The following is a 12,700-nucleotide window of genomic DNA, read 5'->3' as shown; positions in this document are numbered from 1 at the left end:
AACTATGCCCTTATCTTATGTGTATGGAACTTCTGAGGTGCCATTATTAGGCCAGACCATCGGAGCCAATCTTAAAAGTACTGTCGAAAAATATCCCCATCAAGAAGCATTAGTCTGTGTTCATCAGAATTACAGAGCTACTTATCAGGAATTTTACAATCAGACAACAGCTGTCTCAAAAGCTTTACTATTTTTAGGAGCAAAAGCAGGCGACAGAATCGGAATCTGGTCTTCCAACCGCTATGAATGGGTACTTTTGCAATATGCGACTGCAAGAATAGGAACTATTTTAGTGAATATCAATCCGGCCTATAGAACTCACGAACTGACCTATGTACTCAATCAATCGGAAGTTCGCTTTATTTTTTCTTCTTTAAGCTTTAAGACCAGTAATTATAAAGAAATGGTTGAATATGCAAAAGAAGTATGTCCAACCCTTGATCACGAAATATTCTTTGATGAAAACTGGGAAGAATTTGTGAATAACGGACAGGAAATTTCAGATGAAGTGCTTCATAGTTTTGAAGAACATGTACAGTTTGACGATCCGGTTAATATTCAATATACTTCCGGAACGACCGGTTTTCCGAAAGGAGTTACCCTTTCCCATCATAATATTCTCAATAATGGTTATTTTATTGGTATCAGACTAAAATATACTGAGAAAGACCGCGTCTGCATTCCTGTACCTTTTTACCACTGCTTTGGGATGGTCATCGGAAATATGTGCTGCACAGCTCACGGAGCCTGTATGGTAATCCCGAATGACAGTTTTGATCCGGAGATTACTTTAAAAGCTGTTTCAGACGAAAAATGTACTTCTTTGTATGGAGTACCCACCATGTTTATTGCTGAACTGGCCGTAAAAAATTTTGACACCTATGATTTTTCAAGCCTAAGAACCGGCGTTATGGCAGGCTCTGTATGTCCTCCTGAAATCATGAAGAAAGTAGAAAGCCTGATGAATATTAAAGAAATGAGTATCTGCTACGGAATGACAGAAACTTCACCTGTATCTACTCAGACTTTAATAGGAACACCGCTGGAGAAACAGGTTGGTACCGTAGGAACTGTTCAGGATCACCTTGAAATAAAAATCATTGATGAAAGCGGCAGAACTTTAAAACGTGGGGAGCATGGGGAACTTTGCACCAGAGGATATTCTGTGATGCTTAAATACTGGAATGATCCTGAAAACACGAAGAAAGTACTGGATGATGCCCGCTGGATGCATACCGGAGATATGGCAGTAATGGATAAAGATGGCTATATTACCATTTCAGGAAGGATAAAAGACCTGATTATCCGTGGTGGAGAAAATATTTCCCCTAAGGAAATTGAAGACTTTTTATATACGTATACCAACATTCTTGATGTCCAGATTATTGGGGTTCCCAGTGAAAAATTCGGGGAAGAAGTAATGGCGTGGGTAAAAGTGAGAAAAGGATTTACTATTACTGCTGAAGAGCTACAAGAATACTGCAAAGGAAGAATTGCCCATTATAAAGTTCCGAAATACTGGAAATTTGTAGATGAATTTCCAATGACCATTTCCGGAAAAATAAGAAAGGTGGAAATGCGGGAGATTTCAATGAAAGAACTTGAATTAGGTAGCTTTAAAGATTAACTCAACACAAATAAAACGATAAATAGATTAACATCCATTATCAAAAAACCTGTTTAATCTTTAAACAGGTTTTTTGATATGAATTTACTTTTGAATAACTGCTTATCTTTAATTACCAGAAAACCCTGAACATTTTATAGTTCAAAATAATTCAGACATACTTATTCAGGTTCTGCAATTCCGAGGAAAATTACAACTCCATCACCACCGGGATTATCAAAAACATCTACCAGAGCTGACGGTTTCCAGTTGTTCATACACCAAAGATTTCCTGCGCCGTCAATATTCGTTGAAGTAAGTCTCATAATAGGCTGATAACATTGCATTCGTAACTCTTCGTGTTTTGACTCGTGCAATTTTGGTTGATGCTGAGTACCATATAAAGGATATCCGTTCGCTAAAGTAACCTCAGAACCTCCTGTAGGAAGAGTAAGCAGCATTGCTGTTTCCGGCTTTGAGGGATCACGAAGCATCGTTACTCCAAAAGGTCCCTGCATATCCAGCCCAGAATTATTCTTAAAATCCGTTTCATGACCAAAATTGGCTAGAAAAACTGTCTGATTTTTATCTATTTTAACTCCCCATGGAGCATAAGTATTGACATCATAATATCCCATAATGGTTGAAAGATCTTGACTAAGAACTGTAGCACGGCTGCTGCTTACTCCTACCACAACAACATTTCCATCTCCATTTATTGCAATCTGACGAAGTGATTCATACCCTTCCTGTTTATTGGCACTTTCAGAATAATTGCTAAACCAGCTATGGGTAACCACCAATTGATCTTCCTCAATTGTAACTTTATAAACCGCTGAAAAGGCACAGTTTTCAGGAAAATCTTTATCATAATTTCCAATACAAGAAACATAAGCACTTCCTTTGTGATCAGGAGTTACATCAAATATTTTCAAATAAGGGGTTCGGGTTGGTAACGGAGGTAAGCCTGGAGATTTTTTTACAGGAAATTCAGTACAGATAAGGGTGAGGGCTGCAGTGGGACCTTTCTCAAAGTCGTTATCCTCTGGTTTTAAATAAACCACTACAGCACTTGGTTCGTTTTCAAAAGGATAAACTCCTGGCTTGGCAGGCGCAAAAGGTTCCTGACAACCTACTGAAGCCATCCAAAGGTTCCCCTGATTATCATATTCCATTCCCTGGACACGGGAAAGTCCTAATGTAAAGCCATTGGAAGGACTTACGGGCTTTCCGTCTTTATAATAAAAACGAGAAATACTTCCCTCTTGTGGATTATTATATTCTGAGCCCCATCCGAAGTTTCCGAAAGAAATATATTTTTTATCAGGGCTAACGGCAGCTCCAAAAGCTACTCCAAGTAATCCGCCACCCTGAACCGGAGAAAAATCGGCAGGCGTAGCATCATATTTGTAAACAGGGCAATGAGTTCCGGAATCCGGAGAACCCGCCCGAAAGTTATTAGCAATCCATGCGTTATCATCTGCATCAAAAACAACAAAGGCTGCACCACTCGGAATAAAGTTCTTAGCTCCTGATGAATTACTTTTTAATGTAAGAGTCCAGTTATTAGGAATCTTTTGATCCTCGGTCATATTTTTCATTGAGACTAATGAATCAGAGTAGATTTCTTCCAATCCAAAAAGCATCTGATAAATATTACCTGCATTATTACAGGGATCATGCAGTAGATTTCTTATTGCCTGAAGGAAATTTTTGTTTGATTCAGAAGGTTCATGCCACGCATAATCCAAAAATTGTCTGTAAAAAGGCTTTCCTGTACTGATGATTGGATTTGTTATAGAATAATAGTATAAATTACATAAAGAGTTGAACATTGGATAACTGTTCGTTTCAAAACCGTTTGGCGAAGTACTGATCATATCTCCGATGGCTCCTTCTGTTTTATACAGATTCTTCTTCATTCCATAAGAGATTTTCACATTTCTCTCAGTTCCTGAAATGTGTACTGCTCCATCGTCATCTACTTTTGTCATACGTGCAAATGTATAGATTGAAGCAATAGAGGATTCAGGATTCACAATGACTGGAAAAAGGATATCAGGAAGATAAAATGTTGCTAATAAACTTAAAGGTTCACCGTCAATTTTGTATACAGTATTATCAATTATATATTCATGTATCCAAACGGTTACAGCATAATATTCAGATTCTGCATTCTTAATTTCAACACTGAAAGTGTTGCCTTCAAATGACGTTTTGTTATTAACAGCGCCAATGAAATTTTCAGCAATTCCAAAAACTTGGAAACTCCCTGAAGTGATGGTTATATTCTTCACCTCAACACTAAATTGAACGGTTTTTGTGGACATAAGCAAATGATTAATTGTTCAGTTAGAAATTAATCAAATGTCGGAATAAACGATTGGATTTTATTCAGTAGAAATACGGTACTGAAATAAGTTACAGAAGATCTTTATGTTACAATATGGATGAAAATCTAAACATGTTCAATAATAAAAAAAGCATTCCAAATTGAAATGCTTTTTTATATTGTTAAAGTTCTTTTCTTAACCTCGCGACAGGAATATTGAGTTGTTCACGATATTTAGCAATCGTTCTTCTGGCAATATTATAGCCCTGTTCTTTCAGAATGACTACTAATGCATCATCTGTAAGTGGTTTTCTCTTATTTTCTTTGCTGATCACTTCCTGAAGATGGGTTTTGATCTCCTTGGTAGAAACTTCTTCTCCATCATCATTCGTTAAGCTGTCTGAGAACAGATCTTTAAGGTATACAATCCCATTAGGTGTATCTGCATACTTACTTTTTACCACCCTTGAAATGGTAGAGATATCAAAACCTGTAATATCTGCAACATCCTTCAGAATCATTGGTTTCAGAGACTTTTCGTCACCGGTAATAAAATAATCCTTCTGGAACTTTACAATGGCTGTAATCGTCTGTAATAAGGTATTCTGACGCTGATTAATGGCATCAATATACCATTTTGCAGCATCCAGTTTTTGCTTGATAAATAAAGCAGCCTGCTTGTGTTCCGATGAGTTTTTATCATGGGAATATGTGGTCAGAATATCTTTATACTCTTCAGAAACTCTTAGTGTAGGGGCATTCTTGCTGTTCAGCATAGGAATTACCTGCCCGTCTTTCACCTGAATAACAAAGTCCGGAATAATCTCCTGATTAATCGTAATTGTCTGCGTATCAAAGTTTCCTCCTACTTTAGGAGAAAGTTTTGATATTTCATCCAGAGCATCTTTCAGATCGTCTTCTTCAATATCATATTTCTGAATGATCTTGTTATAATGCTTATTGGTTAAAGCTTCAAACTGATGTCTTAAGATATTGGCAGCCAAAGAAACAGCTTTATCTGAGCTTACTTTCTTTTCAATCTGTAATAAAAGGCATTCCTGCAGACCTCTTGCTCCTACTCCGGGCGGATCTAGTTTCTGAACATAATTTTCAAGGATATCCTCCACTCTTTCTTTAGTAGTATAAATTCCCTGTGAGAAAGCAAGATCATCAACAATAGATTTGATCTCTCTTCTCAGATATCCGTCTGTATCTAAATTCCCGATCAGGTATTCTGCAATCTTCAGATCTTCATCACCAATATTCACCAGGTGAATCTGTTCTGTAAGATAATCATATAGGGACTGGCCTTCCGTTAAAAGACTCTCGTTATCAAATTCTTCATCATCCGGAGAGTAGTTGCTGGATGCGGTTTTATAGCTTGGTTCATCGTCATAAATATATTCATTGACGTCGAAATCTGTTTCAATGCTTTCTGTACCCTCATCCTGATAAGCATCTTCAAGGGAAGAATATTCGTCTTCCTTAGAATCCTCTTTTGCAATTTCCAAAGCCGGGTTTTCTTCTAACTCTCTCTCCAGTTCCTCTTCAAATTCAAGAGTATGAAGTTGAATAAGCTTCATCAACTGGATCTGCTGAGGGGCCAGCTTCTGTCCTAATTTGAGTTGTAAGTGTTGTTTAAGCATATTCTTATTTGCGTTTTAACATAACATATTCTACGAATTTAATAAATTTATTTGATAAAAAACACATTTAGCATGATTTTTGCATTACTTACCCTAATATAATAAACTATTAAATAATAAAAAAAGCCTTAACTTGTGATTAAGGCTTTTTTTATTGTTCTAGAATTCAGCGCTTTTCGGTGTTCTAGGGAAAGGAATTACATCTCTGATATTCGTCATTCCTGTTACGAAAAGAACTAGTCTTTCAAGTCCTAAACCAAAGCCTGCATGCGGCACGGAACCGAATTTTCTGGTATCAAGATACCACCAAAGTTCGTGCTCATCTACGTGCATATCTTCCATTTTCTGTTTTAAAACATCTAATCTTGCTTCTCTCTCTGATCCACCGATGATCTCACCGATACCAGGGAAAAGAACATCCATAGCTGCTACGGTTTTGTTGTCATCGTTCAGTTTCATATAGAAAGCTTTGATTTCTTTCGGGTAGTCAAATAATACTACCGGGCTTTCAAAATGTTTTTCAACAAGGTATCTTTCGTGCTCAGACTGAAGGTCAGTTCCCCATTTTTCAACCGGGTAAGCAAATTTCCCTTTTTTATTTTCTTTAGAGTTCAGTAAGATTTCGATAGCTTCTGTATAGCTTACACGCTTAAAACGCTTAGCGATAACATTCTGAAGTTTTTCGATAAGACCTTCTTTTGCTCTTTCTTTTTCTGGTTTTGTCTTTTGTTCTTCCGCAAAACGGTTGTCTAAGAACTCAAGATCATCTTTACAATTATCCAATACGTACTGGATCACATATTTTAAGAAATCTTCCGCAAGGTCGATATTATCTTCAAGGTTGTTGAATGCCACTTCCGGTTCAATCATCCAGAACTCGGCAAGGTGTCTTGTCGTGTTAGAATTTTCAGCACGGAAAGTAGGTCCGAATGTATAAATTCTTCCCAATCCCATCGCTGCAGTTTCTCCTTCCAGCTGTCCTGAAACGGTAAGGTTTGTTTTTTTACCGAAGAAATCCTGTGCAAAATCAATTTCACCGTCTTCCGTTTTCGGCATATTGTTCAGATCAAAGTTTGTTACGCCAAACATTTCACCTGCTCCTTCCGCATCTGCCCCTGTAATAACCGGAGTGTTGATATAGAAAAACTGATTCTGGTTGAAGAATGAATGAACGGCAAAACTTACTGCGTGACGTACTCTGAACACCGCTCCGAAAAGGTTCGTTCTGAATCTTAAGTGAGCCTGCTCACGAAGTTTCTCAAGACTATGTTTTTTAGGCTGAAGAATTGTACTCTGAAGTTCTTCTGTAAAGTTATCTCCTAAAATAATGATCTTTTTAGCGATAATTTCCACAGATTGTCCTGCTCCCTGGCTTTCCACCACTTCTCCTACTACTTTCAGGGAAGAAGCTGTACTGATATTCTTAAGAATAGCTTCATCAAAATTTTCGAAATCAACAACTATCTGCAAATTATTAATCGTAGAACCATCATTAAGCGCAATAAAGCGATTAGCACGGAAGGATCTTACCCATCCGTAAACTGTAATGTCATGATGTAATACTTTCTTGTAATCCTTTAGGATTTCTTTGATCGTTTGCTTTTTCATTTGTTGATGATAAATTTTTTATATAAAAATTAATGTCTGCAAAGTTACAAAAAAACAGCGCAACTTGATGATTGCGCTGTCTTTAAAAATCATTTAACAGGTATTTAAACTTTCAGTTCAGGAAATTCACCTTTTTTCTTCTGCCAACTCTTCTGCATTTTAAGGTTACATTTCCACTCAATATTGTCCTGAACTTCAATAATATCCGGAATATCCCCGGAATGAACACTTACACTATCACTTTTAAAAAGAATAAAATATTATTTTACTTTGAGTTTTCATGGAATTAGTTTTATTGAAATGGTTATTAGTTTTTAAGTGATAAGTTCGTGGTAAATTACCGGGTTATACATCCATTTTTAGACTATACTATACTTTTAAACTGTGTGGCGGATTAACCGGATTTACTGTTTAATGATTTTTAAATGATCACTACACTTTACATCTCTAAATTCTGAACAATTACTTCATGATTTACATTTTAGTTTTCTTGGTTATTAGTTTTTATCCTCTTCTTCATTATTAGTTTTTATGATACAATTCCTGACTTGATTTTTTTAATGATCAACAGTTTGGAACTGATATCTTGTATTGTGCACATACAAAATAAATGGTTGTGTTTTTACCTGAAGCAAAGATGCAGGAAGTGGAAGAATGATACAAGGGAATGCTTTATAGATTCATAAATTTATATACCTAAAAACATGAATCTATAAACAATAAACAAATGAAAACCAATGAATTAAACTTAATCTAAAGACATGTTTTCAATTTCTTTCAAGTAGATAGAAAGTGGTGTTCCGGTTCGTTTTTTAAAGGCTAAAGTGAAGGCCTGCTCATTATTATATCCTAATTCTTCGGCGATAAAAGTGATTTTATAAGACCTGAATTTTTTGTCATTGGCCAATCTGCTGATGGCATAATCAATACGAAGATCATTAAGATAGGTTGCAAAGTTTTTCCCTTTATAAGTATTGATAATTTCTGACAGATATTTTGAGTTTGTTTTTATTTTTTTGGCAAGACTTCCCAATGTAATTCCTTTATTCAAAAACTGATCATTGTTTTCAAATATTTCTAGTTCTTTTAAAATATTCTGGGCAATATCTTCAGAAATAGTTCTGGATGTTTTGTCCTCAACATTTTCTGTACTGATTGTTTGAACAGGTGCTGCTAAAATTTCATTTTTAATTTCCTGATCTCTGTTTTTTTCTCCTTTATTTTCATTAACAGATTGAATAAGATCCTGAGCAATCTTCTTATAGTTCTTTTCAGATTTCTTATATTTAAAGTAAACGTTGATAAACAGCAGATGTGATATCAATAAAAGACTTAAGACAATATAGAAAAGACTTTTTCTTTTGGTAAGCTCATTGGTAATACTTTCTTTTTCCTGTTGAAGTTCCGGAGTATCATATCTTCTCGGAAGCTCTCTGGAAATATATCTGAACTGCATATCCAAAACCTGATCTACTTTTAAAAAACGGTCTACATAATACAGTTGTTTTTCCTTATCACCGTTTTCTTTATAATAATCAATAAGATAGGTATATACATCTCTCAGCTCAGGATAGATATAGTTGGTTTTAAGAACCAGAGAATCTATCTTCCTGAAAAAGCCTACTGCTTTTTCTTTTTCCTGAATTCCGGCATAGGATTTTCCTAAATACAAAAGCGTATAATTATGATTTCTTTTACTGCCATTATTTTTTGTAAAGAAATATTTTTCGCATTCCAATAAGCCATCGATCGCTTTCTGATAATTTCTGGAATGCAGATTATAATATCCAAGCAGCCCAAGATTCTGATGATATCGGTAAACATCTTTATTTTTTTTAGAATCCAGCAACCCGTCCTTTATCAATACATAAGCAGAATCCATTTTATTGATCTCTATGTAAGCATCCGCCAGATTCAGTTTGAGAGAATTTTTCTCATCTTCATTCATATAATCTGCATCATAAGCATAGTGTCTCAGTACTTTTGCTGTCTCTGCATGTTTTCCGATATAATTGTTCAGGTAGGCAATACTAATATGGGCCATAGCAATCTGCCTCTTATTTCCCTTTTCTTTTGCAAATTTCAGTCCCAGGATATAATTATTAAATGCAGATTGAAGATTATCATTCTTAGAATATAAATTTCCTCTTAGCAAATAAATTCTCGCCGGATAGGTGTTTTCTTTGGAATTTTTTGTGATATACTGTAAGCTGTCTAAGTATTTTAATGCGTTGGGTAAGTCTTCATCAAAATGAAGCATAACATATCCTTCAGCAATATGAGTGGTGTTTTTTTCAGCTTTTGCCTTTTTAAGATAATAACTGGCTATACTTTTACTGTTTTCCTCATCCGTATGATTGCCATAGAATTCCTTTTCCAATTCCTCATAGGTACGTTGTTCCAGAGTTTTTTTTTCAACATTCAGAGTTTGTGCATGATAAAACACAACCCCTATAATTAAAAACAGTAGTAAAGATTTTATTTTCATCATTCATCCTAGCTATATTACAAAAATATTATTTTTCTTCAGTAGATTCACCACTCCTTTTGCTTTTTTTCCATGTATTCATCCATATTTTCATTAAAATTTATAATAATAATTCAACAAAAAGTGAATACATACTAAAGATTATACTCTTTTCGAATATCATTTCCACTCTACTTTACCTTCCAGATAGTATACTCTTCCATTGCTCTCATAAAGAAGATCATATCCTTGAGAGGTCAGATAAAAATGACATACCTTCATTTCACCGTTTCTGTCTTTAAACTGAAGAACTGCAGGACACATTATAGCCTGATCCATTTTCTTTACAATAAGATTAAAATCCTTCTGAATATTTTTTTTATTGTACAGAGACAACATCCGATCATTAATAAAACGAATATATTTTAAAGATGACAGAGGATAAGTAATCAACTTAAAAGGCTTTCCTGCAAGCTTCGCAGCATTCTCATTGAAAAAATTCGTGATCGAAATACTATCCTGTGTAATAGTTTTCACCACACTTGATTCATATCTCTGACCATCTGCAAATTCCATACTGTATATAGCTTCCATCTTAATGGCAAAACCTTTCCCAGATTTTCTTAAATCTGTAAGATCTGTAAATTCTTTTCCTTTCTTAATAACGATCAAAACATTTCCTTCTCCGAAATCACAGGTATAAAATTTTTTATAATCAAAAGGTTCTTCTGTTTGGATATTCACAGTACCATTCGTGGTAATTTGTGAAAAAACACGTACTGAAAACAGGAATAAAAATACTATTAATTTATAATTTTTCATGGTTTGATTATTTACTTAATTGTTTCAGGTATTGATAGTGTGAAGCTACAGCATCCACAATACCTTTCTCATGGTATGGAAAATTATTTCTTGCAGCTGCTCTTTTGATTGCAGGAGTAATAATAGTATAAACTGTGTGTGGCAGACCTGGAAAAAGATGATGTGCCGCATGGGAATTGAACCCTCCGAAAATCCAGTTGGCGAAACTGTTGGTTGGATGATAATCCAATGAAACTGCTAGCTGATGTTCATAATAATCATAAGGTAGATATCCATTTTCATCTGCTTGGGGGAAATCGGTTTCAAGACTCAGGTGAGAAATAATCAGAGTCAAAACAAAAAATAATGAAATCGTCACATGCATGATAATAAAAGAGATGAAAATTGTCATGACCGAAAAATCTGTAAAAAGCGCTGGCAGTATCAACATATAACCGAAGTAAGCTAATTTTAGCAGGATAACTTCTGTTACAGATAGGATAGAATGTTTCTGATTTCTGAGATTAGCCAGGTCTTTTTTCCTTACATAAATAAAATCTTTGATCATAATCCAATGCAAGGTGTAAAAACAATACAGCACAGTAGCATATAAATGTTGATAGGCATGAATTCTTCTTTTGGGATGATGTACAGACAGACGCAAAAAAATATTATCATCGATATCAGCATCACAGCCATCCACATTAGGAAACACATGATGAGAGGCAATGTGTCTTTTCCTCCACAATCTTGCATTTACGCCCTGCAGGTTAAATGTGATATAATAAATAATCCGGTTGAGTTTTTTATACTTTGAGAATGTGTTGTGCACACAATCATGAGCACAATTAAAAGCCAACAATATTCCGGTAAGCCCTAAAGCAATATAATTCAAAGTTACCAGCCAGTTCTTATCTGATATATAAGGATTGAAAAGATTGACATACAAAAGCAAAAAGGTAAGAGAATAAAACAGGAATTTTATGATCATCAGTCTTCCTGCCTTTTTAGTCACTTCATCTGTAAGCAATATATTCACCTCTTCACGCAATTCCGAATAGAAAGGAGAGGTTGCTTTTTTAAATCTGATTTTTGGTTTCATAATCATTATGTTAGTCATTTAAAAAACAAGGTTAATTCCTATACCGTAGCGAAATCCTTTAATCGGGAACGGCTTATACGTGTTATATTCAAAGTTGTACCCGAATTCTGCACAAAAGAAATGGTAGAAATTGATTCCTGCTTTGGGTGAAACCGCATAAGGTGAAACTCCTGCGCCCGCATATAAAGAGGATACTCCGGCACCATCCTGAAACGAAACAACTTTTCTGAAATAATCAAACTCAGGAATAACCAACAATCTTCTTTCGTCCCACCAGTTAAAGTGACCTCTTAAGCTGTAGTAATTTTTATCCCCATCAGTCAGTTTTGTTCCTATTGACCAAAATGCTTTGTTATCCATTGAAGTTCCTTCAATTCTGGTACTGACAAGAATAGCCAGCCATTTTTTTTCTTTGATTTCTTCAAACTGGGCTTTCAGAAAGCCACAAAGAAATACTGCGGTGATTGCAACAAATTTTTTCATAACTCCTTATTTACTTTTTGTTTTTTAAAATTCCAGTTGATCAAAGGAAGTTTCCTTCTTCCATTCTCATTCCATCCACCAATCTGGATTCCTCTGAAATCTTTACATTGATTGTACAAACCGATCTGTATTCCTCTGCATTTCTGCCCGATATTGGCTAATGGTGCTACAGAAATACCTTTCATCTCATGATGCAGGTTAAAAAATGGAGAAACAGACATTCCGTTGGTCACTGCATAAGTGCTGACATTGCTTGAAATATTGATTTCCAAACCATTGGTAACTGTGGGTTCCATGTTGATGATTGACAACTGCAAACCATTAATGGTATTCATCTTTTCACGGGGAACAATGGCATAATCATGGTTTCCGGGTGGCTGTAAAGTGAAAAGCATCAATGGTGGAAGAAAAATCCCTACAAAATTGAATCCCATACCTAAGCCATTTACTTTTTTAGGCTTAAAATGTTCTTCTTCGTCAAAATATTTAAATAAAATTCCGTTGACATTTTTGGCAGTCTTTGAAGGTGAAGCTGCAATCAGTCTTGGTTTCAAAGAATCTGCTTTTAGCCTGTCTGATGCATAAACCAGACAGTTGATTAAAAGAACTGCTATTAATAAAATTCGTGTTTTCATAATTCGTTATTTTAAAATTA

9 protein-coding genes are annotated in these 12,700 nt (G+C 35.2%); 1 reads left to right on the top strand and 8 read right to left on the bottom strand.

The window, feature by feature from the left end:
* The first annotated feature begins 4 nt into the window (after nucleotides 1-4).
* Complete coding sequence (locus REB14_RS09235) at nucleotides 5-1,627, top strand: AMP-binding protein (protein WP_309522029.1); 1,623 nt, start codon at nucleotides 5-7, stop codon at nucleotides 1,625-1,627.
* A gap of 161 nt (nucleotides 1,628-1,788) precedes the next feature.
* Here the strand turns inward: REB14_RS09235 and REB14_RS09230 are convergent, their stop codons facing one another.
* From REB14_RS09230 to REB14_RS09195, 8 genes are all read right to left on the bottom strand, one after another.
* Nucleotides 1,789-3,936, bottom strand: coding sequence for a hypothetical protein (locus REB14_RS09230; protein ID WP_309522028.1), 2,148 nt, complete (start codon nucleotides 3,934-3,936; stop codon nucleotides 1,789-1,791).
* Nucleotides 3,937-4,120: 184 nt separating this feature from the next.
* The gene (gene rpoN / locus REB14_RS09225) at nucleotides 4,121-5,584 is read right to left on the bottom strand and encodes an RNA polymerase factor sigma-54 (protein WP_079242956.1); all 1,464 of its coding nucleotides are present in this window, start codon (nucleotides 5,582-5,584) and stop codon (nucleotides 4,121-4,123) included.
* A gap of 159 nt (nucleotides 5,585-5,743) precedes the next feature.
* Nucleotides 5,744-7,192 carry an asparagine--tRNA ligase gene (gene asnS / locus REB14_RS09220; RefSeq protein WP_309522027.1) on the bottom strand — a complete coding sequence of 483 codons (1,449 nt, stop codon included), beginning with the start codon at nucleotides 7,190-7,192 and terminating at the stop codon, nucleotides 5,744-5,746.
* Nucleotides 7,193-7,940: 748 nt separating this feature from the next.
* Nucleotides 7,941-9,683, bottom strand: a complete 1,743-nt coding sequence (locus tag REB14_RS09215; RefSeq protein WP_079242958.1) for a helix-turn-helix domain-containing protein — start codon at nucleotides 9,681-9,683, stop codon at nucleotides 7,941-7,943.
* 156 nt (nucleotides 9,684-9,839) lie between these two features.
* On the bottom strand, nucleotides 9,840-10,481 hold the full coding sequence (locus REB14_RS09210) for a hypothetical protein (RefSeq protein WP_309522026.1): 642 nt from the start codon (nucleotides 10,479-10,481) through the stop codon (nucleotides 9,840-9,842).
* A 7-nt stretch (nucleotides 10,482-10,488) separates the two neighbouring features.
* Nucleotides 10,489-11,562 carry a fatty acid desaturase family protein gene (locus REB14_RS09205; protein WP_158521386.1) on the bottom strand — a complete coding sequence of 358 codons (1,074 nt, stop codon included), beginning with the start codon at nucleotides 11,560-11,562 and terminating at the stop codon, nucleotides 10,489-10,491.
* A gap of 18 nt (nucleotides 11,563-11,580) precedes the next feature.
* Nucleotides 11,581-12,045 (bottom strand): hypothetical protein, encoded by a 465-nt coding sequence (locus tag REB14_RS09200; protein WP_079242961.1) that lies wholly within the window; start codon nucleotides 12,043-12,045, stop codon nucleotides 11,581-11,583.
* Entirely contained in the window at nucleotides 12,042-12,680 is a 639-nt protein-coding gene (locus REB14_RS09195) for a hypothetical protein (RefSeq protein ID WP_309522025.1), read from the bottom strand. Before REB14_RS09195 ends, REB14_RS09200 begins: the two co-directional genes overlap by 4 nt.
* Nucleotides 12,681-12,700: the final 20 nt, after the last annotated feature.

Source organism: Chryseobacterium metallicongregator, assembly GCF_031324065.1.
Lineage (GTDB): Bacteria > Bacteroidota > Bacteroidia > Flavobacteriales > Weeksellaceae > Chryseobacterium > Chryseobacterium metallicongregator.
The sequence above is the reverse complement of the archived record's forward strand: the minus strand, read 5'-3'. Positions and strand labels throughout refer to the sequence as shown.

Excerpts from the sequence above, each read along its gene's own strand:
- REB14_RS09235 (WP_309522029.1), top strand. The coding sequence starts at position 5 with ATGCCCTTATCTTATGTGTATGGAACTTCTGAGGTGCCATTATTAGGC.
- REB14_RS09230 (WP_309522028.1), bottom strand. The coding sequence starts at position 3,936 with ATGTCCACAAAAACCGTTCAATTTAGTGTTGAGGTGAAGAATATAACC.
- rpoN (WP_079242956.1), bottom strand. The coding sequence starts at position 5,584 with ATGCTTAAACAACACTTACAACTCAAATTAGGACAGAAGCTGGCCCCT.
- asnS (WP_309522027.1), bottom strand. The coding sequence starts at position 7,192 with ATGAAAAAGCAAACGATCAAAGAAATCCTAAAGGATTACAAGAAAGTA.
- REB14_RS09215 (WP_079242958.1), bottom strand. The coding sequence starts at position 9,683 with ATGATGAAAATAAAATCTTTACTACTGTTTTTAATTATAGGGGTTGTG.
- REB14_RS09210 (WP_309522026.1), bottom strand. The coding sequence starts at position 10,481 with ATGAAAAATTATAAATTAATAGTATTTTTATTCCTGTTTTCAGTACGT.
- REB14_RS09205 (WP_158521386.1), bottom strand. The coding sequence starts at position 11,562 with ATGAAACCAAAAATCAGATTTAAAAAAGCAACCTCTCCTTTCTATTCG.
- REB14_RS09200 (WP_079242961.1), bottom strand. The coding sequence starts at position 12,045 with ATGAAAAAATTTGTTGCAATCACCGCAGTATTTCTTTGTGGCTTTCTG.
- REB14_RS09195 (WP_309522025.1), bottom strand. The coding sequence starts at position 12,680 with ATGAAAACACGAATTTTATTAATAGCAGTTCTTTTAATCAACTGTCTG.